17 protein-coding genes, 2 tRNA genes and 1 pseudogene are annotated in these 21414 nt (G+C 66.2%); 5 read left to right on the top strand and 15 right to left on the bottom strand.

The window, feature by feature from the left end:
• Window positions 1-7 precede the first annotated feature (7 nt).
• Together A5699_RS07135 and A5699_RS07130 are read right to left on the bottom strand one after the other, a co-directional pair.
• Window positions 8-1975, bottom strand: a complete 1968-nt coding sequence (locus A5699_RS07135) for a S9 family peptidase (RefSeq protein WP_067767432.1) — start codon at window positions 1973-1975, stop codon at window positions 8-10.
• 83 nt (window positions 1976-2058) lie between these two features.
• Window positions 2059-2670, bottom strand: a complete 612-nt coding sequence (locus tag A5699_RS07130; protein ID WP_067767429.1) for a hypothetical protein — start codon at window positions 2668-2670, stop codon at window positions 2059-2061.
• 137 nt (window positions 2671-2807) lie between these two features.
• On the opposite strand from A5699_RS07130, the gene A5699_RS07125 reads away from it, so the two are divergent.
• Window positions 2808-3956, top strand: coding sequence for an FAD-dependent oxidoreductase (locus tag A5699_RS07125; RefSeq protein ID WP_067767425.1), 1149 nt, complete (start codon window positions 2808-2810; stop codon window positions 3954-3956).
• An 18-nt stretch (window positions 3957-3974) separates the two neighbouring features.
• On the opposite strand, the gene A5699_RS07120 is transcribed toward A5699_RS07125, so the two are convergent.
• From A5699_RS07120 to A5699_RS07095, 6 genes and pseudogenes are all read right to left on the bottom strand, one after another.
• Window positions 3975-4448, bottom strand: coding sequence for a transglycosylase family protein (locus A5699_RS07120; RefSeq protein WP_197508214.1), 474 nt, complete (start codon window positions 4446-4448; stop codon window positions 3975-3977).
• 263 nt (window positions 4449-4711) lie between these two features.
• Window positions 4712-4945: pseudogene (locus A5699_RS07115) on the bottom strand (transglycosylase family protein); the annotation flags it as partial.
• 1138 nt (window positions 4946-6083) lie between these two features.
• Window positions 6084-6653 (bottom strand): molybdenum cofactor guanylyltransferase, encoded by a 570-nt coding sequence (gene mobA, locus A5699_RS07110; protein ID WP_157561134.1) that lies wholly within the window; start codon window positions 6651-6653, stop codon window positions 6084-6086.
• Window positions 6654-6681: 28 nt separating this feature from the next.
• Complete coding sequence (locus tag A5699_RS07105; protein WP_067767416.1) at window positions 6682-7761, bottom strand: 2-oxoacid:ferredoxin oxidoreductase subunit beta; 1080 nt, start codon at window positions 7759-7761, stop codon at window positions 6682-6684.
• Window positions 7758-9710, bottom strand: a complete 1953-nt coding sequence (locus tag A5699_RS07100) for a 2-oxoacid:acceptor oxidoreductase subunit alpha (protein WP_067767414.1) — start codon at window positions 9708-9710, stop codon at window positions 7758-7760. Before A5699_RS07100 ends, A5699_RS07105 begins: the two co-directional genes overlap by 4 nt.
• Window positions 9711-10028: 318 nt before the next feature.
• Window positions 10029-10898 carry a PfkB family carbohydrate kinase gene (locus tag A5699_RS07095; protein WP_231965633.1) on the bottom strand — a complete coding sequence of 290 codons (870 nt, stop codon included), beginning with the start codon at window positions 10896-10898 and terminating at the stop codon, window positions 10029-10031.
• 179 nt (window positions 10899-11077) lie between these two features.
• Between A5699_RS07095 and A5699_RS07090 the strand changes: the two genes are divergently transcribed.
• A complete protein-coding gene (locus A5699_RS07090; RefSeq protein ID WP_142254143.1) occupies window positions 11078-11281 on the top strand; it encodes a hypothetical protein in 204 nt (67 codons plus the stop codon).
• Window positions 11282-11321: 40 nt separating this feature from the next.
• On the opposite strand, the gene A5699_RS07085 is transcribed toward A5699_RS07090, so the two are convergent.
• Window positions 11322-12275 carry a LysR family transcriptional regulator gene (locus tag A5699_RS07085; protein ID WP_067767409.1) on the bottom strand — a complete coding sequence of 318 codons (954 nt, stop codon included), beginning with the start codon at window positions 12273-12275 and terminating at the stop codon, window positions 11322-11324.
• A gap of 116 nt (window positions 12276-12391) precedes the next feature.
• Between A5699_RS07085 and A5699_RS07080 the strand changes: the two genes are divergently transcribed.
• Window positions 12392-14698 carry an FdhF/YdeP family oxidoreductase gene (locus A5699_RS07080; protein ID WP_067767407.1) on the top strand — a complete coding sequence of 769 codons (2307 nt, stop codon included), beginning with the start codon at window positions 12392-12394 and terminating at the stop codon, window positions 14696-14698.
• Window positions 14698-15522: a formate dehydrogenase accessory sulfurtransferase FdhD gene (gene fdhD, locus A5699_RS07075; protein WP_067767405.1), complete on the top strand. Its 825-nt coding sequence runs from the start codon at window positions 14698-14700 to the stop codon at window positions 15520-15522. Before A5699_RS07080 ends, fdhD begins: the two co-directional genes overlap by 1 nt.
• Before the next feature lie 51 nt (window positions 15523-15573).
• Here the strand turns inward: fdhD and clpX are convergent, their stop codons facing one another.
• From clpX to A5699_RS07045, 6 genes are all read right to left on the bottom strand, one after another.
• Window positions 15574-16854, bottom strand: a complete 1281-nt coding sequence (gene clpX, locus A5699_RS07070) for an ATP-dependent Clp protease ATP-binding subunit ClpX (RefSeq protein ID WP_066898342.1) — start codon at window positions 16852-16854, stop codon at window positions 15574-15576.
• Window positions 16855-17263: 409 nt separating this feature from the next.
• Window positions 17264-17923: an ATP-dependent CLP protease proteolytic subunit ClpP2 gene (clpP2, locus tag A5699_RS07065; RefSeq protein ID WP_067767403.1), complete on the bottom strand. Its 660-nt coding sequence runs from the start codon at window positions 17921-17923 to the stop codon at window positions 17264-17266.
• Window positions 17920-18522 carry an ATP-dependent Clp protease proteolytic subunit gene (locus A5699_RS07060; protein WP_067767400.1) on the bottom strand — a complete coding sequence of 201 codons (603 nt, stop codon included), beginning with the start codon at window positions 18520-18522 and terminating at the stop codon, window positions 17920-17922. Before A5699_RS07060 ends, clpP2 begins: the two co-directional genes overlap by 4 nt.
• Before the next feature lie 119 nt (window positions 18523-18641).
• On the bottom strand, window positions 18642-20048 hold the full coding sequence (tig, locus tag A5699_RS07055; RefSeq protein ID WP_067767397.1) for a trigger factor: 1407 nt from the start codon (window positions 20046-20048) through the stop codon (window positions 18642-18644).
• Window positions 20049-20058: 10 nt separating this feature from the next.
• Complete coding sequence (gene rarD / locus A5699_RS07050) at window positions 20059-21090, bottom strand: EamA family transporter RarD (RefSeq protein ID WP_067767390.1); 1032 nt, start codon at window positions 21088-21090, stop codon at window positions 20059-20061.
• Window positions 21091-21107: 17 nt separating this feature from the next.
• Window positions 21108-21184: transfer RNA gene (locus tag A5699_RS07045), tRNA-Pro, on the bottom strand.
• Between the two features lie 124 nt (window positions 21185-21308).
• On the opposite strand from A5699_RS07045, the gene A5699_RS07040 reads away from it, so the two are divergent.
• A tRNA-Gly gene (locus A5699_RS07040) sits at window positions 21309-21382 on the top strand.
• The last annotated feature ends 32 nt before the right edge of the window (window positions 21383-21414 follow it).

The following is a 21414-nucleotide window of genomic DNA, read 5'->3' as shown; positions in this document are numbered from 1 at the left end:
GCCGACGCTACCCGAGCAGGTCGGGCAGTTCTGCGGGTTGACCGCCTAGGTGCTCCCCCAGGAAGGCGAGCACCACCTGGTACCAGATCTTGGCGTGTTGCGGAGCCAGCACCCAGTGGTTCTCGGTCGGGTAGTACAGGAACCGGTGCGGGCTCTCGCCGTTCTCGTCGGCGGGCAGTCCGGAGTGGGCAAGCAGCTCGTACCACAGTCGCAGCGCCTCACCGATCGGTACGCGATAGTCCTTGTCGCCGTGGATGACCAACATCGGGGTGGTGATCTCCCCGACGAAGCGATGTGGCGAATTGCGCTGCGCCATATCGGGTGTCATCTCACGCGCCCACCAGTAGGCGCCGTCCGTGGTGGGCCCGAACTGGTCCAAGGCCCACAGGCTGGCATGGGTGACGATCGCGTCGAAACGGTCGGTGTGCCCGGCGATCCAGTTCGCCATGTAGCCACCGAAGGATCCGCCCATCGCCGCGGTCCGGGACGCGTCCACCCGCGGGTGCGCACAGGCGGCATCGGTGGCCGCCATCAGGTCGGCGTACGGCGCGTCGCCCCAGGCGCCCCAGCCGCGGGCGATGAAGTCCTGCCCGTAGCCGGTGGACAGGCCCGGATCCGGCATCAGCACCGCATAACCCTGCGCGGTGAGCAGCCAGGGATTCCACCGCCAGTGCCAGCTGTTCCAACTTCCCAGCGGGCCACCGTGAATCCACAACACCAGCGGGGCCGGCTCGTCACCGGCCGGCACGGTGAGCCAGGACCGGATCGGCGTGCCGTCGGCGGCCGTCGCGCTCACCTCGGTGAGGGTGCCGGGCAATGCCGGTGCATCCAGACACGGCAGCACGGTGACGGTGCCGTCGGCATCGATCCGCACGGGATGCGGCGGCGCGGCGTAGGAACTACGCAAGGCGTAGATCACCCCGCCCGGTGCGGGCCGCACGTCGGTGTAGGTGAAGTCGTCGTCGGTCAGTCGGGTGACCGTCCCGGAGGCGGGGTCGACACGGAAGATCGGACCGCGACCGCCGTCGTCGGCGGTGACGACGAGCACCGACGAATCAGCCGACCAGGCGACCGACGACGGCCAGCGATCCCAATCACCGGCCAACTCCACCGGATCACCGTCGAAGCGCTTGCAGTACAGGGTGATCCGCGGAGGTGATGTCGGGGTGGAATGGGTTTCTCGGGTGTAGGCCACCGCGGTGCCATCCGGTGCGATGGTCGGATGGCCGAAGTCGGCGTCGGGATCGTCGGCGATCGTGGTGCGCTCACCGGTGGCGCGGTCGATGCGCACGAGGCTCACCCGGACCTGCGCACCCGGACCGGACCGACGCCACGTCGTCACCAGGAACTCGCTGTCGGCGCTGAGGTCGAATGCCGCTTCCTGCAACGCCGTTCCCGCGGCACCGGTCAGGTCGCGCGGTCCGTCGGCGTCGAAAAGGTGGAGTACGTCCGGCCCGAGGTCGTGGTCCCAGTACCGGACCGGATAGCCGGTGTGCAGGATGGCCGAGACGTTCTTGTCCTTGCGCGCCTGCCGCCGGGCCTTGTCGTCGTCGATTCCCTCCGACAGCGGCAGCAGCGGTGCGGCCACGACGGTGGCATCGGCGCTGCGCGCACTCACCACACCGGTGACGCCGCCGGGGACGGCCAGCTCTTCGAAAGCCTCACCACCGGCTGCCGGAAGTCGCCACAACGAGGCCGGCCCTTTGTCTTCCCCCTCGCCCGGCCGGGCCGCGACGAACAGCAGATCACCGTCGGCGGTGAACGTCGGCGCCGACTCCCCCTTGAGGCCGCGGGTGAGGCGGCGGGCCGGAGCACCGCCCGAGGGATCCAATTCCCAGATGGCGCTGAGGAATTCGGTGCGCTTCTCGTTGAGGGTGCTCACCGTGGTGACTACCCGGGCGCCATCGGGTGACACTGCAAGCCCGGCCACCCGGGGCAACGCGAAGTAGTCGTCGAGATCGTCGAACACCGTCATGGCTCCCCACCGTAATAGCGCGGCCCGTACCGGAGTCCGGTACGGGCCGCGCGGGCTGACGCCTCAGTGGGTTCAGACTGGGTTCAGACCACCTCGGTGATCTGCCCGGCGACGTCGGCCCACACCTGCTTGCTGCTGCGCTCGCCCTGGACGTTGATGAACATGATCACGTTGGCATCGAACGGGATGTTGCGCTTGATGCTCACGGTCTGGACCTCGCCGTCAGGGATCTCGCTGGCCGCGACGGCGCCGTCGATCGCGGTGGCGATCGCACTGGCGGGCACATCGGTGATGGCGAACAGGTTCTGCTGCAGTGCCTCGGTGTCGTCGTCGTAATCGATGGGCCGCGACGGTCCGACCGCGCCGGAGGTGTAGCTCCATTGGTTGAGCTCGGTCGGAGCATTGGGGTCGATGGCTTCTAGGCTGAGCACGCCCGGGGCGATGGAGATCTCGACCACCTGCATCGGGTTGGCGCCGACCTTCTCGGCGATCGCCGCGTAGGCGTTGTCGATGCCCTCGGCGGTGAACAAATTGCCCGAGACCGCTTCGGTGATCTTCTCCGTACCCGTCGAAACGACCTTCTCGGCCGCTCCCGCGGCGGCGTCCCTGAGCTCGGTGGCCTTGGCGCAACCACTCAGGGCCGAGGCGGCAACGAGTGCCGCGCCGAGCGAGATCGCGAAGCGGGTGGGGTTCATCGGGTCCTCTCAATTCATCTCGTCCCGGCGCTCCTCGGCTCGGGAACCTGTCCACACGCTGTGTGAACGCTGGAAGGTTACCGCTCCGGTCCTGGACACGGCGCGGCGTACCGCAGGGGCCTCGATACATTCGACCGATGACACCGTCTGTCCTCGTCATCGGCGCGGGTATCACCGGTCTGGCGACCGCGGTCGCCATGCAGCGCCAGGGGTATGACGTCTGCGTGGCAGAGGCCCGTCATGATGTGGCGTCGGGAGCCGGGATCAGCATCTGGCCCAATGCCCTGGCCGCACTGGACGAGATCGGCCTCGGTGACCAGGTGCGCGACGCCGGCGGACGAGTGACCGCCGGGGCGCTGCGATGGCGTGACGGCTCGTGGCTGCGGCGGCCTGCAGCGCAGCGGTTCACCCGGGCGCTGGGCGAACCGCTCGTGGTGATCAGGCGATCGGTGCTGACTGAGATTCTCAGCGGGGCCCTGCGGCCGGGAACGGTCCGATTCGGGCTCACCGCCGAGGACATCGCGATCGCCGGGTCCGGCGTGCGCGTGCGGTTCTCCGACGGCTCAGTCCGCGCGGCAGACGGCGTGATCGGTGCCGACGGTGTCGAGTCGGTGGTGGCACGGCATCTCAATGGCCCGCTACCCCGGCGCTACGCCGGCTACACGGCGTGGCGAGGCGTGGCCGACTGCCCGCTGGACCCGGAACTGTCGGGAGAGACGCTGGCCCCGGGCCGGGAGGTCGGACATGTGCCGCTCGGCGGTGACCACACATATTGGTTCGCCACCGAACAGGCGCCGCAGGCTCAGCGAGCCCCCGAGGGTGAGCTGTCCTATCTGCAACGGCAGTTCGGTTCGTGGGCCGCGCCGATTCCGGCGCTACTGGCCGCGACCGATCCCGATCAGGTGCTGCGCAACGATCTGTACGACCGGGCGCCTGCCCGGCACTGGGCGCGCGGGCCGGTGGTGATCGCCGGTGATGCCGCTCATCCGATGCGCCCGCACCTGGGCCAGGGTGGTTGTCAGGGGCTGGAGGACGCGGCGACGCTGGCCGCGCTTGCGGCACAGGGTTCTGACCTGGCGAGCGCTTTCTCCCGGTTCGAGACGCTGCGACGGAAACGGGTCAGCGGGATCGTCCGGGAGTCACGGTTCATCGGCCGGGCGGTGAACCTGCGTCCGCAGGCGCTGGGTGCGGCCGTGTTGCGCGCTACCGTGCTCGTCCCGGAATCGCTGTTGACCTGGCACCTCGGCTCGATCGCGGCGCGAAGCGCGTTCACGCCCGTGCGCTGAGCTCGGTTCGGCTCCCGTTCAGCGCGGTACTCCGAAGGCGCCCAGCGGGTCGAGGAACGTCGTGCAGATGCGACGCAGGTCGAAGATTCCCAGCACGGCCCCGGGGCGCACCGCCTGGCAGCCGGTGGGGGCGCTGGGTGCCGACCAACCGGCCGGCATTCCGGCCCGGGCGCCACACTTCGGCCAGGCCCCGATCCCCTGGGTCGCCAGCACGTTCTCGGCCACCCGGATCTGCTCTTCACGGGACGCCATGGCGGGTGAGCCGATACCGCCGTGGGCGGCCCAGGTGGTCGGCTTGAACTGCAGACCGCCGTAGTGCCCGTTGCCGGTATCCGTCGACCAGTTGCCTCCCGACTCACAGTCGGCGATCGCATCCCAGTTCACGGTGTCGGCCCCGGCGGTCGCCGTCGCGGCGAACAGCGGCGACAGCATGAGCCCGGCCGAAGCCGCAGCAAGCCAGATTGCCCTGGTCAACGCCTTTCGTATGGTCATCTCGCGGTCCTTCCCCGACCTTTGACACCAGGACCGCTGCAGATATCGATCACGATCGTGCATCTGTGCGGTCACCAATGTGTTCGTGTGAGCAACGTCACGCGTTACAGGCGGGGCTGAAGTTTTTTACCGATGTTTGTGAAAACTTCCGTGGTTGCGGGGGCTGAAGTAACCCGAGGGCCTGGAGATGAAAGGAAGCGGTGTCAGGTCATTGACCTGACACCGCTTCCTGACGCGTAGTCGTCGGCGTATCGCCGCCTGTACTAGCCGCGCTTGCCACACACCGGCCAGGCGCCGATGCCCTGGGTGCGCAGCACGTTCTCGGCCACGCGGATCTGTTCCGCGCGGGAGGCATGGTGCGGCGAGCCCGATCCACCGTTGGCCCGCCAGGTGCCCATGGTGAACTGCAGACCGCCGTAGTAGCCGTTACCGGTGTTGATCGCCCAGTTGCCACCGGACTCGCAGGCCGCGACGGCGTCCCAGTTCACGCTGTCCGCATTGGCGGTGCCGGCACCCAGTGCCACCGGAGCCACAGCCAGCGCTCCAGCGATGATGCCCAGCCCAAACGTCTTGCGGATGTTCTTCACTTCGTTCCTTTCGCCAAGCGCGCGCCAACAACACCCGCTCACGCGGGTGCGGCAGCCTGTATCCAGGCCGGAGGGGGTGGTTCGCGCCGTCTCGGTCAGGCGCAAAAGGGAGGGCCACAGTGCCCGGCCCGGGATCAGGCCCGGGCCCCCGCGTCGGGCGTCTTCGCCACCGCGGCCCCACTCACACGCAGGTTCTTGGTGTTGAAATTGTTTGCTCCGTATCGGAGTCGCTTTGGACCGTACAAAGGTCTCGGACGGAAGTCATCCCGATCTAGAAGCAATAGCGGAAAGATCACGGACAGATAACAAGACCCAAGACAGTCCATTTGCGCAGGTCAGCCGCCGATATCGGGCCGTTACCGTTTCGTGATCGGCGCAAACAAAAGGTGAGGCAGATCACCGAGTTTTTGTGAGGTGGCCCACTTGCTTTCCCCTCGGCAAACAAGGGCGTTCGCCGTCGGAAGCACGAAAGCGCAGGTAGATGCCATTGGGCGGTGTCAGATCGCCTCGTGGCGCTGTGAAATCTGTTCGCTACCGCGGGAACCGCTCCGGGCACCGACCATCCGTCTTGAACAAGTTGGGCCCCAACATATTTCGACCCGTCCGAGGTACGCTCGCCACCGTACGCCGCACCCAGTGTCGCGCCGGCGCCGATATACGGCGAACTCCTATGAGACTGCACCGCACGGCATTTCAGCCTTCGGTGCGATCCACCGATCCATTCTCGACTTACCACCCCGCAGATGCGCCAGCCGCGCCGCGAGGCAAACCCAACGGTCAGAGCCGGTAAGACACAAAATTAGACATGCTCAGCACCCCCGAACGTCAAACTCACGCCGCATTTCCCGTTAGCATATGATGCCGAAAGGCACTGAATGCCAGCGGGTTTCATCCACTACCGGCACACCGCGGCGACCGCCGCGTCCTGAATTGAACCCGGTTGCGCCGCTCCAAATATGGACGAATTATCTATCAACACGATGTGAACGATGAATTCGGCGCCGTTGCGCGCGTAATTCGCAATTTGCTGGACGGAACCACCCAATAGTCAGGTAGTCGGGAGATCACCCGTGGTGTTGACATTGGTCAACGCGCGCTGCGGCTCCATGACGATGCGTTGCGTGTCGACAGCCAGGGCCAGCGACCGCATGCTGCGGTGGCCATCGCGGACCAGCACGGCGATCTGCTCGGCGAGCGCGCTGCGATAGATCCCGGCCAGGTAATGATCCCGGCCGTCCCAGGGCAGCACGATGTCGGCCGGGATCTGTTCGGCCGACGACGCGAGGCGGTCGATCAGGTCCGACTGCAGGTACGGCATGTCCACCGCGCAGACGAACGCCCGGTCCAGGCCGGCCTTCGCCGCGGCACGCAGCCCACGACCTGTCGCGACCAGCGGCCCCACCCCACGCACCTCGTCGCGCAATACCTCGGCGGTCAGCTCGGGTAACGGCTGGCCCGGGGCAGCGATCACGAAGACCGGCGCACAACGCACGCTCACCGCGGCCACCACGCGTTCGACCATCGTCGAGCCGTCAAAAGGCAACGTCGCCTTGTCGCGCCCCATACGACGCGAAGCCCCGCCCGCCAGAACTACCGCGGCGAGCGGGGCTGTGCTCAGATCTTGTTGTTCGGTCTTCTCAGCGCAACTAGTCGACAGTCCAGGTGTCTTTGCCACGCAGCAAGGATTGCAGAGCCGCCGTGTCATGGGGCTTGGATTCGATCGCCGTGTTGACCTGCTGGCGCGCGGCGTCGTCGTAGGTCGGCTTGTTCACCTGGCGGAAGATACCCATGACCATGTGGTCGAGGTTCTGCTCGGACAGGCGCGACAGCGCGAACGCGTAGGCCGGATCGTCCATCTGCGCATCGTGCACCACGATGTCGGCGGCTGCGACGTCGGCGGTCTTGGCCACCTCGAGACCGAAACCGGACTTGACGACGCAGTATTCGCCGTCGGCGCCGAACGTGATGGGCTGGCCGTGGCTGACGTTGATCAGCCGCTCCTCGGCGCCTTCCTTGCGCAGGGCGTCGAACGAGCCGTCGTTGAAGATCGGGCAATCCTGCATGATCTCCACCAGCGCGGCACCGCGGTGCTCGGCCGCCCCGCGCAGCACCTCGGTCAGGCCCTTGCGGTCGGAGTCCAGCGCGCGGCCGACGAACGTGGCCTCGGCACCCAGCGCCAACGACACCGGGTTGAACGGGTAGTCCAACGAGCCCATCGGGGTGGACTTGGTGACCTTGCCGGTCTCGGAGGTCGGCGAGTACTGCCCCTTGGTCAGCCCGTAGATCCGGTTGTTGAACAGCAGGATGGTCAGGTTGACGTTGCGACGCAAGGCGTGGATCAGGTGGTTGCCACCGATCGACAGCGAGTCGCCGTCACCGGTGACGACCCACACCGAAAGGTCCGGGCGAGCCAGCGCCAGACCGGTGGCGATCGTCGGGGCACGCCCGTGGATCGAGTGGAAGCCGTAGGTCTCCAGGTAGTACGGGAACCGGCTGGAGCAGCCGATGCCGCTGATGAACGCGATGTTCTCGCGCTTGAGACCCAGCTCCGGCAGGAAATTACGGATGGTGTTGAGGATGACGTAGTCACCGCAACCGGGGCACCAGCGGACCTCCTGGTCACTGGTGAAGTCCTTACCCTTCTGCGGCTGGTCGGTCGTGGGGACCAGGGAGTTCTTGGTCAGAGCCTCTGTCAGCCCCAGGTCTGCGCCGATCAAGTCAGTCATGCGTTCGCTCCCACAGCATTCGACTCAGTAGGTTCCTCGATGGTGGCTGCTGCCAGCCGCGCGAACTTGGCCTTGTCCGCTTCCTTCTCACCGAGCGTGCCGTCCAGCGCCGCATCGATGATGCCCTCGACCTCGTCGGCGAGGAAGGCCATGCCCTCCACCTTGGTCACCGACTGCACGTCGACCAGGTACTTGCCGCGCAGCAGCAGCGCCAGCTGGCCGAGATTCATCTCCGGCACCACGACCTTCGGGTAGCGGCGCAGCACCTCCCCGAGGTTGGCCGGGAAGGGGTTGAGGTGGCGCAGATGGGCCTGAGCCACCTTGATGCCCTTGCGCCGGGCGCGCCGGCAAGCCTCGCCGATGGGTCCGTAGCTGCTGCCCCAGCCCAGCATGAGCAGTTCGGCGTCGCCCGTCGGGTCGTCGACCTCCAGGTCCGGCACGGCGATGCCGGCGACCTTTTCCTGGCGCAGCCGCACCATGAGGTCGTGGTTCTTGGGTTCGTAGGAGATGTTACCCGAGCCGTTGGCGGCCTCAAGACCACCGATCCGGTGCTCGAGCCCTGCGGTACCCGGCACTGCGAACTGGCGGGCCAGGGTCTCGGGGTCGCGAGCATACGGCGCGAACGGCTCACCGGTCTTGGCGAACTTGTGCTCGATCGGCGGGTAGCTGCTGATGTCCGGGATCTGCCACGGCTCCGAGCCGTTGGCGACCGCGCCGTCGGAAAGGATGATGACCGGGGTGTGGTAATCGACCGCGATGCGTGAGGCCTCCACCGCGATGTCGAAGCAATCAGACGGTGACCGCGGCGCCAGGACCGCCACCGGCGACTCGCCGTTGCGGCCGAACAACGCCTGCAACAGGTCGGCCTGCTCGGTCTTGGTGGGCAGACCCGTCGACGGCCCGCCACGCTGCACGTCGATGATGACCAGTGGCAGCTCGGTCATCACGGCCAAGCCGATCGCCTCGGACTTGAGCGAGACACCCGGACCGGACGTGCTCGTCACGCCCAACGCACCGCCGTAGGAGGCGCCGATGGCCGCGCCGATACCGGCGATCTCGTCCTCGGCCTGGAACGTCAGCACGTTGAAGTTCTTGTGCTTGGACAGTTCGTGGAGGATGTCCGAGGCCGGGGTGATGGGGTACGTGCCCAGGACGACCTGGATCTGGGCGAGGTGTCCGGCGGCCACGATCCCGTAGGCCAACGCGGTGTTGCCCGAGATCTGCCGGTACTCACCGGACTTCAGCTTGGCCGGTGACACCTCGTAGGTGGTCGCGAATGCCTCGGTGGTCTCGCCGTAATTCCAACCGGCCTTCAAGGCCAGGATGTTGGCCTCGGCCACATCGGGCTTGCGGGAGAACTTCTCCCGGATGAACGACTCACTGTGCTCGAGCTCGCGGCCGTACATCCACGACAGCAGACCGAGGGCGAACATGTTCTTGGCGCGCTGGCCGTCCTTCTTGGTGGCGCCGATCGCCTCGACGGCACCGAGCGTCAGCGTCGTCATCGCAACGGACTGCACCACGTAGTCCGACAACGTGTCATCCTCTAACGGATTGCTGTCGTATCCGACCTTGGCGAGGTTGCGTTTGGTGAACTCATCGGAGTTGGCGATGATCAGACCGCCGCGCGGCAGGTCCGAGACATTGGCCTTCAGCGCGGCCGGGTTCATCGCGACCAGCACGTCCGGGCGGTCACCGGCGGTGAGGATGTCGTAGTCGGCGATCTGGATCTGGAACGACGACACACCGGGCAACGTGCCCTGTGGCGCACGGATCTCAGCGGGGTAATTGGGCTGGGTCGCCAGGTCGTTGCCGAACAGTGCAGCTTCAGAAGTGAAGCGGTCACCGGTCAGCTGCATACCGTCGCCGGAGTCGCCGGCGAAGCGGATGACGACCTTCTCGAGCTTCTGCCGCGGCGCGGCGCCATTGCCGTTGCCGTTCTCACCCACGGCTACCGCCTTTCACACGTACTTTGACCACGTCTTCCCGGGCCGCTGTCGCGTGACGCGCCGCCGGATCGAACGTCCACCGAATTTTGATGTCACTACCAGTACCGATTATTGCACTCCTCTTAGGCTGCACTTCACCGCGGCGACCCCCGACACGCGGGGGGACCGCGGACGAAGATGCTGTTCGCGGGCGTGAACAAGCCCAGTTTGAGACAAAACTGTGGTTTTCGTCACGTTTAGGAGAATGTCATTCTCTAAGGAAAACACTACTCGCCGGTAGCTCTTGGCTAGCACCGGCAAGCAGAAACTTGACATGCGTCAAGTGTAGCCCGCGTCGTGCGCCTGCCGCCGGTCCGACGCTCTCTCGACGCGCGCCCGGTTGTCCAACTCACCGGCGACGACCCGGCTGGCGAACTCGGCGGCTTCCTGAGGCGCCGCCCCAACCGCCCGGCGCGCCACGTAACAGGTGGTGAACATGTCGCCGGCACCGGTGGTTTGGACGCCGAGCACCCGCCACGCTGCCGGAACTCGAATGACGCGCTCCCCCAGGTAGATGTCGCAGCCTTCGGAGCCATAGGTCACCAGGATCTCGGGCACCCCGAGCCGCTCGGCCGCCGCCGCATCGAACATTCCGCCGGCGACCGTGACCGCCTCGTCCTCGGCCAGTTTCAGGATGTCGATGTGATCCAACAGGCCGCGCGGATACTCACGGTCTTCGACCAATGGACCCAGCCGAGCAGCGCGCACCAGCCCTTGTCCGTCGTAAGAGATGCGGTGATCGCGGGCTTTGAGAGCGGCCAGCGCAGCGTCGGGAAAATCGGTACGCAACAGCGGCGCGAGGTGAACCCAGGTGGTCTGCGGATCGGCCGCGGCGATGTCCTCGATGCTCCACACCGGGCCGATCGCCTCGACCGACAACCTCCGGTGGTCCGTGTCGTCATAGTCGAGCCGAAATGCACTCGTGGTGTCAGACCGCAAGATGCGCAGCGCGGACCCGAGCCGCGCCGGCAGCGGGGCGAACACATCGTGATCGCCGGCCATGGCGACGATCCGCCCCGGCACTCCGGCGGCCTGCAGGGCCAGTCCGGCGAACGAGGCGCAACCGCCCGGGCTGGGTGCCGCGCCGTCGATGACGTCGACGGCCAGATTGCCCAGCACGGTCACGCCGGGGGCGAACTCTGTTGGCATGGGTGAAGTGTGCCCCGCCGCCCGCCGAAACGTGGATCACAGCCCGAGAAGGGAATGTCTCGCGACGGATCGACATTCCAAATCACATAGGTAATCGATGTGATGGTGAGAGGTATTCCTCAATGCATACGGAAGCGCACACGAAAACGAGAACGAAACTGCTCCTCAGCACCGCCGGCGTGGCGGCTGCGACGGCCTTCACCGTCCTCGGCCTGCAGTCCACCGCCCCCGGTGACTCCTCCGGGCTCAGCGTGCCCGAGGCCCAAGCCACCATGCACTTCGGCCAGACCGTCACGCAGTCCGCACCGCCGTCCGAACCCGACACCCCCGCGGCCACGCCACCGGTCAAGGCCGAGCCCGCGCCCACGGCCGAGCCGGGCTGAGCGCGCCAGGGATTGTCGTGGGTCGGGTGTTGCGTGATGCTCACGCACGTCCGGTGGTTGCGACCCCGATCTCGCCCCACCAGTCATCGATACGTGCGCCGAGATCCATATCGGTGGCCACCTCGGCGAGAGCGGCCGCCACGATGGAAGCCGGGGAACGATCGAGCACCACGAGTCCGATCGCGGGCTGGGGGCCGTGCTGGACCATCGGCCGTACCAGGAAACCCGGTGGTACGCCCAACCGCGGCAGCCACGCCGTGGAGGCGATGGTCGCGCGCCGCGAATGGGTGAGGTGGGCGTAGAGCGCGTCGACCGAATCCGCCTCGACCACCGGCCGGTACTCAACCCCTTCGACGGCCATGTTGGCGTCGAGGATGCGCCGATTGCGCATCGTGGGGGTGAGCACGCAGAGCTCGAGTGCCGCGGCCTCCGACCAACTCACCTCGGACGCGGACAACAAGCGGTCCTCGGCGGGCGCGACCAGGACGTAGCGCTCCCGGTACAGCTCGACCGACCGCGTTCCCGGCGGAGCCTCGTCGTCCAGGTAGGTCAATCCCGCGTCGATCTCGAAATCCGCGAGCTTCCTTGCGATTTCGCGCGACGACAACGCCTCGATGCGTACCGAGGCCGCGGGGTTGCGCCGAAGAAACTCGGCGGTGAGGAACGGGCTGGCCGGCACCGCGGTCGGGATCGCACCGAGGCGCGCGGTGACGGTCAGCCGGCCGCGCATGCGTTCGAGGTCGGCGAGCATCTCATCACGCTCGGCGGTGATCCGCTGGGCCCAGGTCACCACCCGCCGGCCTTCCTCGGTGAACCCCTCGAACCGGTGGCCCCGCTGCACGATGACGATGCCCAGATCCCGCTCCAGCCGACGGATGGCGACCGAGAGGGTCGGCTGACTGACATGACATCGTGCGGCCGCTCGCGCGAAGTGCCGCTCGGCGGCGAGCGCCAACAGGTAGTCCAGATGTTGCAGCTGCACGTCACTCGCCATCGGTCCTCCGAATCGTCGGATCTTGATAGCTACCGTCTATCACTGCATGTGAAATGGCAATACTGCGGCGCCTCCGCGGCGCGTGGGCCGACTGGTCCAGGGGCTAGATTGGGAGCATGAGCAGCACCGAGGACGTCATCGCCGACTACGACGACCACGACGTCGTTACCTCCGGGGCCAAACAGGAAGCCGCCGGAGTGAAGGCCGTCATGGTGTCGATGCAGCGCACCGTCGAGCAGATGGGGCCGTTGCGAACGGCGGCCGCGCTCACCCGGCTCAACCAGCGTCACGGTTTCGACTGCCCTGGGTGCGCCTGGCCCGAGGAACACGGCGGGCGCAAGCTCGCCGAGTTCTGCGAGAACGGTGCCAAAGCGGTCGCCGAGGAAGCCACCAAACGCGTCGTCACCCCCGAGTTCTTCGCACGACACAGCGTCACCGAACTCGAAACGAAACCCGAATACTGGCTGTCCCAACAGGGTCGGCTCACCCATCCGATGGTGTTGACTCCCGGCCACGACCATTACCTGCCGATCTCGTGGGACAACGCCTACCGCTTGATCGCCGATCATCTCAACGCTCTGGACTCCCCCGACGAGGCCCTGTTCTACACCTCGGGGCGCACGAGCAACGAGGCCGCCTTCCTGTATCAGCTGATGGTCCGCAGCTTCGGCACCAACAACCTGCCGGACTGTTCGAACATGTGCCACGAATCCTCCGGCACCGCGCTCACCGAGTCGATCGGTATCGGGAAGGGCTCGGTGACTGTCGAGGACGTCACCGAGGCCGATCTGATCCTGATTGCCGGGCAGAATCCGGGCACCAACCATCCGCGCATGCTCTCGGTGCTGGAGAAGGCAAAAGCCAACGGCGCCAAGATCGTTGCGATCAACCCGCTGCCCGAGGCCGGGCTGATCCGGTTCAAGGATCCGCAGAAGGTGCACGGCGTCGTCGGGCACGGTGTGCCGATCGCCGACGAGTTCGTGCAGATCCGCATCGGCGGTGACATGGCCCTGTTCGCCGGGTTGGGCCGGCTGCTCCTGGAAGCCGAGGACCGAGCCCCCGGCACCGTCGTCGACCACGAGTTCATCGCCGCCCACTGCGCCGGATACGACGAGTACGCCGCCCAAACCCGTGCGGTGAACCTCGACACCGTGACCGAGGCCAGCGGGGTGGACCGGGCCCAGCTGCAGCGGGTCGCCGACCTGCTGGCCGGCTCCCAGCGCACCGTGCTGTGCTGGGCGATGGGCTTGACCCAGCAGCGCCACGCGGTGGCCACCATCGGGGAGGCCACGAATCTGCTGTTCCTGCGCGGCATGATCGGCAAGCCCGGTGCCGGGGTGTGTCCGGTGCGCGGCCATTCCAATGTCCAGGGCGACCGGACCATGGGTATCTGGGAGAAGATGCCCAACACATTCCTGGACGCGCTGGACACCCGGTTCGGCATCACCAGCCCGCGCAAGCACGGCTACGACACCGTCGACGCCATCCGCGCCATGCGCGACGGCCGGGCCGGCGTGTTCATCGGCATGGGCGGCAACTTCGTCTCGGCCACCCCCGACACCAAGGTCACCGAAGCCGCGTTGCGCAATTGCGCACTGACCGTTCAGGTTTCGACGAAACTCAACCGCAGCCACGTGGTGCACGGCCGGACCGCGCTGATCCTGCCCACCCTGGGCCGCACCGACAAGGACTTCCAGGCCGCCGGCAAGCAGCTGGTGTCGGTCGAGGATTCGATGTCCATGGTCCATCTGTCCCGGGGCAACCTGACCCCGCCCAGCGACCAGTTGCGTAGCGAGGTCGCGATCGTGTGCCAGCTGGCGCGCGCCGTGCTGGGGCCGGAGCACCCGGTGCCGTGGGAAGAGTTCACCGCCGACTATGACCGGGTCCGCGACGCGATCGCCGACGTGGTGCCAGGCTGCGAGAACTACAACGCCAGGGTGCGCCAACCCGACGGATTCCAGCTCCCCCACCCGCCGCGTGACTCACGCGAATTCCGCACCAGCACAGGCAAAGCCAACTTCGCGGTGAACCCGCTGGAGTGGGTACCGGTGCCCGAAGGGCGGCTGGTGCTGCAGACCATGCGCAGCCATGACCAGTACAACACCACCATCTACGGCCTCGACGACCGCTACCGCGGGGTCAAGGGCGGGCGCCGGGTGGTGTTCGTCAACCCCACCGACATCGAGCGGTTGGGGTTCAAGGCAGGCGACCGCGTCGATTTGATCTCGGAGTTCGACGGGCAGGAACGGCGCGCCGACGACTTCCTGCTGGTGCCGTACTCGACGCCGGCCGGCAACGCCGCGGCCTACTATCCGGAGACCAATCCCCTGGTGCCGCTGGACCACACCGCCGCGAAGTCCAACACCCCGGTGTCCAAGGCCGTCGTGATCCGGTTGCAGCGCCGCGAGACAGGCGCACCGTAGTGGGCCGGGTAACCGCGCGCCGCCGTGCGCACCATCTCACCGGTGCGCAGGCGGTCGCCCGCCCGGAAACCCTCGTGGTCGAGGAGCCGTTGGAGATCCGGGTCGACGGCACACCCATCACCGTCACGATGCGCACCCCAGGCGCCGACATCGAGTTGGCGCAGGGCTTTCTGTTGACCGAGGGGTTGATCAGTCAGCGCGAGGATCTGGTGTCGGTGCGCTACTGCCGGGGCGCCGACGAGGAGGGGGTGAACACGTACAACGTCCTCGACGCGACGCTGGCCGCCGGCGTGCCGAAGCCTGAGGTGGATGTGACCCGCAACTTCTACACCACCTCGTCGTGCGGGGTGTGCGGTAAAGCCTCCCTCGACGCGGTGCGCTTGAGCAGCAAGCACTGTCCTGGCGACGATCCGTCGACGGTCCCGGCCGACGTGCTCTCGGCGATGCCCGCGCAGCTGCGCGCCGCCCAGAAGGTTTTCGCCAGCACCGGCGGCCTGCACGCCGCAGCGCTGTTCACCACCGACGGCACCACGCTCGTCGTCCGCGAAGACATCGGCCGGCACAACGCCGTCGACAAGGTGATCGGCTGGGCACTGGAGCACAACCGGATTCCGTCAACGGGCACCGTGCTTCTGGTCAGTGGCCGCGCCTCGTTCGAGCTCACCCAGAAGGCGGTCATGGCGGGCATCCCGATCCTGGCCGCTGTCTCGGCACCGTCTTCGCTTGCGGTCGATCTGGCCAGCCAATCCGGACTGACCCTCGTGGCGTTCCTCCGGGGCGATTCGATGAACGTCTACACCCGCCCGGACCGCGTCATCACCTGAACCCGCCGAATGCAAAAAGCCCCGCCGTAGCGGGGCTTTTGCTTCTGCCTGTTATGCGCTCTTGTCGCGACGCTCGGAACGCGACGGCTTGCGCGGCACGATGGTCGGCAGCACGTTGTCCTGCACGGTCTCCTTGGTGACGACCACCTTGGCGACGTCGTCGCGGCTGGGGATGTCGTACATCACCGGCAGCAGGACCTCTTCCATGATGGCGCGCAGGCCGCGGGCACCGGTGCCGCGGTGGATGGCCTGATCGGCGATCGCCTCCAACGCCTCGTCGGTGAACTCCAACTCCACACCGTCCATCTCGAACAGCCGGACGTACTGCTTGACCAGAGCGTTCTTGGGCTCGGAGAGGATCTTGACCAGGGATTCCTTGTCCAGGTTGGTCACCGAGGCTACGACCGGCAGACGGCCGATGAACTCGGGGATCAGACCGAACTTGATCAGGTCTTCGGGCATCACCTCGGCGAAGTGGTCCTGGGTGTCGATCTCGGCCTTGGACCGCACCTCGGCACCGAAGCCCAGGCCGCGCTTGCCGACCCGGTCGGAGACGATCTTCTCCAGGCCCGCGAATGCGCCCGCCACGATGAACAGCACGTTGGTGGTGTCGATCTGGATGAACTCCTGGTGCGGATGCTTGCGACCGCCCTGCGGCGGAACCGAGGCCTGGGTGCCTTCCAGGATCTTCAGCAGCGCCTGCTGCACGCCCTCGCCGGAGACATCGCGGGTGATCGACGGGTTCTCGCTCTTGCGGGCGATCTTGTCGACCTCGTCGATGTAGATGATGCCGGTCTCGGCGCGCTTGACGTCGTAGTCGGCGGCCTGGATCAGCTTGAGCAGGATGTTCTCGACGTCCTCGCCCACATAGCCGGCCTCGGTCAGCGCCGTGGCATCGGCGATGGCGAACGGCACGTTGAGCATCTTGGCCAGCGTCTGGGCCAGGTAGGTCTTACCGCAGCCGGTGGGGCCGAGCATCAAGATGTTGGACTTGGTCAACTCGACCGGCTCGGAGCGCGAATCGCGGGACTTCTCCCCCGCCTGGATCCGCTTGTAGTGGTTGTAGACCGCAACGGCCAGCGTTCGCTTCGCGGTGTCCTGACCGATGACGTAACCCTCGAGGAACTCCCGGATCTCCGCGGGCTTGGGCAACTCGTCGAGCTTGACGTCGTCAGCGTCGGCGAGTTCCTCCTCGATGATCTCGTTGCACAGATCGATGCACTCGTCGCAGATGTACACGCCCGGGCCGGCAATGAGCTTCTTGACCTGCTTTTGACTCTTGCCGCAGAACGAGCACTTCAGCAGGTCACCGCCGTCTCCAATGCGCGCCATGTGGGGGGGTCCTACTTCCTGTTCGCAGTCGGTCGTAACGCCACTTGCTGGGTTACCTCGGGCGTAAACCCGACGCTACCCGTTCGTTCCGTCGCGGTGCGACCGATAGGGCCGAATCGCTCCGGTGGTATTTGTTCATGTGCAGGAGAACATATCTCTCCTGGAGGCTCGCCACCCGTCGGCACGCTGACTGTGACCATGGCGTGTCGTCGTGAGGCGAAGGCGAATAGCCGCGCAACGTGGTCCCTGCCTGGCATTTGCCATGGCCGACGATACCGTGCGTCGACGTTTGTGCAGGTCAGGACCATTTGCGGCTAGTTCTTCCATCCCTTTGACGACACACGCCCCGCACCGGGGAGGCCGGGCAGGGCGTGTGCCATCGAACTTGGGTTGTCGCTGGAAGGCGACGTCAGCTGTTCTGCGCGGACAGTTTCCGGTATTCCAGGACGGTGTCGATGATCCCGTAATCCTTGGCCTGCTCGGCGGTGAGGATTTTGTCGCGGTCAGTGTCCTTGCGGATGACCTCGGGGTCCTTACCGGTATGACGGGCCAGGGTGGTCTCCATCAGGGTGCGCATCCGCTCGATCTCGGCGGCCTGGATCTCCAGGTCGGAGAACTGGCCCTGGATCACGCCGCCCAGCGACGGCTGATGGATCAGGACCCGGGCGTTGGGCAGGGCCAGGCGCTTGCCGGGGGTTCCGGCAGCCAGCAGCACGGCTGCGGCCGATGCGGCCTGCCCCAGGCACACCGTCTGGATGTCGGCGCGCACGTACTGCATGGTGTCGTAGATCGCCATCAACGAGGTGAACGAGCCACCGGGCGAGTTGATGTACATCGTGATGTCGCGATCGGGATCCAACGACTCCAGCACCAGCAGCTGGGCCATGATGTCGTTGGCCGAGGCATCGTCCACCTGCACGCCGAGGAAGATGATGCGTTCCTCGAACAGCTTGTTGTACGGGTTGGATTCCTTGACACCGAAGCTGGAGTGCTCGATGAACGACGGAAGGATGTAGCGGGCCTGCGGCTGCACGCGGGCGTCCAATGCCGGATGAATGTTCTCGGTCATTTGTCTAGTCCTGCTCCCGGTCCGGCGCCGTTGATGTTGGCGCTGGTGATGATGTGGTCGACGAACCCGTACTCCAGTGCCTCCTGCGCGGTGAACCAGCGATCGCGGTCGGAGTCGGCCTCGATCTGCTCGATGGACTTGCCGGTGAACTCGGCGTTCAGCCGGAACATTTCCTTCTTGATGACATGGAACTGCTCGGCCTGGATGGCGATGTCCGCGGCGCTACCGGTGACACCGCCGAGCGGCTGGTGCATCAGAACCCGGGCGTGCGGCAAGGCGTGACGCTTGCCCTTGGTGCCCGCGGCGAGCAGGAACTCACCCATCGAGGCCGCCATGCCCATGGCGTAGGTGGCGACGTCGCACGGCGCCAACACCATCGTGTCGTAGATGGCCATCCCGGCACTGATCGACCCGCCGGGCGAGTTGATGTAGAGGTGGATGTCCTTGGTCGGATCCTCCGCCGAAAGCAGAAGAATCTGCGCGCAGAGCTTGTTCGCGATGTCGTCGTCGACCTGTGACCCCAGGAAGATGATGCGCTCGGCGAGCAAGCGCTCATAGACGGAGTCGACGAGGCTGAACCCGCTCCCGTTCGAACGCATGTCAGTCACGACTGGATACCTGCTTTCTTCCACGTCTTTGATAAACGCATTGGCACTGACGACACTAACGAAACTGGGGCGTCACGCACTCCCGTACGGGGGCGCGTTCGCTCACAGCGTCACTCGGCGGTGTCAGCGCCCTTCTCGGCGTCGGCGTCGGCGGACTCGTCAGCAGCCGCGTCGTCGCCCTCGGCCTGCTGTGTCTCGGCCGGACCGAAGAACTCCGTGGTGTCGACCACGGTGCCGTCGGTGTCGGTGACGGTGGCGGCGTGCACCACGGCGGCGATGGTCAGCCCGCGACGCACGTCGGCGAATATGGCCGGCAGCTGGTTGTTCTGCTGCAGGATCTGGATCAGCTGCTGCGGCTCGATGCCGTACTGACGCGACATCAGCACCAGGCGCTCGGTGAGGTCGTTCTGACCGACCTGGATGTCGAGCTTGTCGGCGACGGCATCCATCAGCAGCTGGGTCTTGACGGCCTTCTCGGCATTGCTGCGGGTGTCGGCGTCGAATTCCTCACGGCTGCTGCCCTGTTCGGCCAGCTGCTCGGCGAACTTGTCCTCGTCGTGATCGAGACCGTGGATCGCGTTGTGCAGCACATCGTCGACCTGAGCCTGAACGATGTTCTCCGGCAACGGAACCTCGGTCTGCTCCAGCAGTGCCTCGATCGCCTTGTCGCGGATCTGCTCGGCCTGCTGCACGCTCTTGACCCGCTTCACCTGCTCGACGAGGCTCTCCTTGAGCTCGTCGATGGTGTCGAATTCGCTTGCCAGCTGGGCGAAGTCGTCATCAGCCTCGGGAAGTTCGCGCTCCTTGACGGACTTCACGGTCACCGTCACCTCGGCGTCCTTGCCGGCATGCTCGCCGGCCGCCAGCTTGGTGGTGAAGACCTTGGACTCGCCGGCCTTCAGACCGGTGATGGCCTCGTCGAGGCCTTCGATCAGCTGACCGGAACCGACCTCGTGCGACAGACCCTCGGTGGCAGCCTCGGGCACCTCGGTGCCGTCGACGGTGGCCGACAGGTCGATCGAGACGAAGTCACCCTCCTGGGCACCGCGCTCGACCCCGGTCAGGGTGCCGAAGCGGGCCCGCAGCGACTGCAGCTCGGCGTCGACCTCCTCGTCCTTGACCTCGATCGGGTCGACCGTGATCTTCAGTGCTTCGAAGTCGGGCAGGGTGATCTCCGGGCGCACGTCCACTTCAGCGGTGAAGGCCAGCTCCTGACCGTCCTCCAGCTTGGTCACCTCGATCTCGGGCTGACCCAACGGCTTGACGTCCGAGGCGGTGACGGCCTCGCTGTAGCGGCTCGGAAGCGCGTCGTTGACGACCTGCTCCAGGACCGCGCCGCGGCCGATGCGGGCCTCCAGCAGCTTGCGCGGGGCCTTGCCGGGACGGAAGCCGGGCAGACGGACCTGCTGGGCCAGCGCCTTGAAGGCGCGATCGAAATCGGGCTCAAGCTCGGTGAAGGGCACCTCCACATTGATGCGCACCCGGGTGGGGCTCAACTGCTCGACCGTGCTCTTCACTCTTGTGCTCCTAGATATCTTTCTCTGGATGTCTTTGTCGTACCGGCGGTCGAGTCGGAGAGACACGATTGGTTCTCTCTAACGACGCCCGTAGTTCGCGACCAGGGTAGTTGACTCGGCGCGACCCCCCGTAATCGGCATCCTTCCTCGTTACCGTCGTCGCCGTCCACCGGTGGGACGGGTTTTCGCCTCCGCGCCGGAAGCCGCCGACGGCCAGGACCACCAGCGAAACCGCCAGCAGTGCGTAGACCACCACGTCGAGCCCCGTCAACCGCTCGCCGAGCAGCAGTGCCACGCCGAACAACAGCACCGGTTCGACGTAGGTCAGCAGTCCGAAGACCGGCATGCTCAGCAAGCTGGAGGCCGCGACGTAGGCGGCCATCGCCACCGCGCCGGCCAGGCCCACGACCAGCACGGCCGTGTAGCCGCTGAACGACGACGGGCCCTGGCACACGATGACGAACCACACCGACACCGGAACCGTGAGCGTCACCTCGACCGGGAAGGCGGCGGGGTTGTCCAAACCGTAGCGTCGACGGAGGGCGAAATACAGCGCGTAGCCGAGGCAGATGGTGAACGTGACCCACGAAATCGCTGCGGTGGCAACGATTTTCAGGGCCACCGCGGCCACTGCCAGTGCCGCTGCCGCCCACTGCAAACCCGTCACCGACTCCTTGAAGATGATGCGACCGACCAGCACCAGCACGATCGGGAGCAGTAGATAACCCAGCGACGCGTCGAGCGCGCGCCCGTGAACCGGAGCCCAGCTGAACAACCACATCTGGGCTGCGACAAGGAAACTCGTCGCGACGAACACGAGCGGCAACCACCACGCCCGGGTCAGCGTGCGCCACAGTTCGGCGAGTAAACGACGTCCGGCCCGGCTGGCCAGCGTCAGGCAATAGCACGCCGTCATGATGAGCATGCGCCAGCCGAACACCGCCTCGGGCGAGGCGTCGACAACACCCGAGAGGTAGAAGATCAATCCGAACAGACCGCTGGCCAGTACCGACAGGCCGACGCCGCGGGCGTGATGGGTCATGGCGGCCTTCGTCGAGGTGGTCGGGGTGACAGGATTTGAACCTGCGGCCTTCCGCTCCCAAAGCGGATGCGCTACCAAGCTGCGCTACACCCCGTGTGCTGATCGATCCGCAGACGGCGATGTGCGAAAGGACCACGCGAGATACTACGGCCTGACCGCCTGAAGGCTCCAATTGGATTTGACCGGGGACTCACCGGTACAGTGCTGGTGCTGCACTTGCGGGCGTAGCTCAATGGTAGAGCCCTAGTCTTCCAAACTAGCTACGCGGGTTCGATTCCCGTCGCCCGCTCCAAACAAGCAGGTCAGGGCCGTATCGACGTTTGC

It is taken from the genome of Mycobacterium sp. E802 (assembly GCF_001666875.1).
Classification (GTDB): Bacteria; Actinomycetota; Actinomycetes; order Mycobacteriales; family Mycobacteriaceae; genus Mycobacterium.
The sequence above is the reverse complement of the archived record's forward strand: the minus strand, read 5'-3'. Positions and strand labels throughout refer to the sequence as shown.

Coding starts and splice junctions, on each gene's coding strand:
- A5699_RS07135 (WP_067767432.1), bottom strand. CDS start 1,975: ATGACGGTGTTCGACGATCTCGACGACTACTTCGCGTTGCCCCGGGTG.
- A5699_RS07130 (WP_067767429.1), bottom strand. CDS start 2,670: ATGAACCCCACCCGCTTCGCGATCTCGCTCGGCGCGGCACTCGTTGCC.
- A5699_RS07125 (WP_067767425.1), top strand. CDS start 2,808: ATGACACCGTCTGTCCTCGTCATCGGCGCGGGTATCACCGGTCTGGCG.
- A5699_RS07120 (WP_197508214.1), bottom strand. CDS start 4,448: ATGACCATACGAAAGGCGTTGACCAGGGCAATCTGGCTTGCTGCGGCT.
- A5699_RS07105 (WP_067767416.1), bottom strand. CDS start 7,761: ATGACTGACTTGATCGGCGCAGACCTGGGGCTGACAGAGGCTCTGACC.
- A5699_RS07095 (WP_231965633.1), bottom strand. CDS start 10,898: ATGCCAACAGAGTTCGCCCCCGGCGTGACCGTGCTGGGCAATCTGGCC.
- A5699_RS07085 (WP_067767409.1), bottom strand. CDS start 12,275: ATGGCGAGTGACGTGCAGCTGCAACATCTGGACTACCTGTTGGCGCTC.
- A5699_RS07080 (WP_067767407.1), top strand. CDS start 12,392: ATGAGCAGCACCGAGGACGTCATCGCCGACTACGACGACCACGACGTC.
- clpX (WP_066898342.1), bottom strand. CDS start 16,854: ATGGCGCGCATTGGAGACGGCGGTGACCTGCTGAAGTGCTCGTTCTGC.
- clpP2 (WP_067767403.1), bottom strand. CDS start 17,923: ATGACCGAGAACATTCATCCGGCATTGGACGCCCGCGTGCAGCCGCAG.
- A5699_RS07060 (WP_067767400.1), bottom strand. CDS start 18,522: ATGCGTTCGAACGGGAGCGGGTTCAGCCTCGTCGACTCCGTCTATGAG.
- rarD (WP_067767390.1), bottom strand. CDS start 21,090: ATGACCCATCACGCCCGCGGCGTCGGCCTGTCGGTACTGGCCAGCGGT.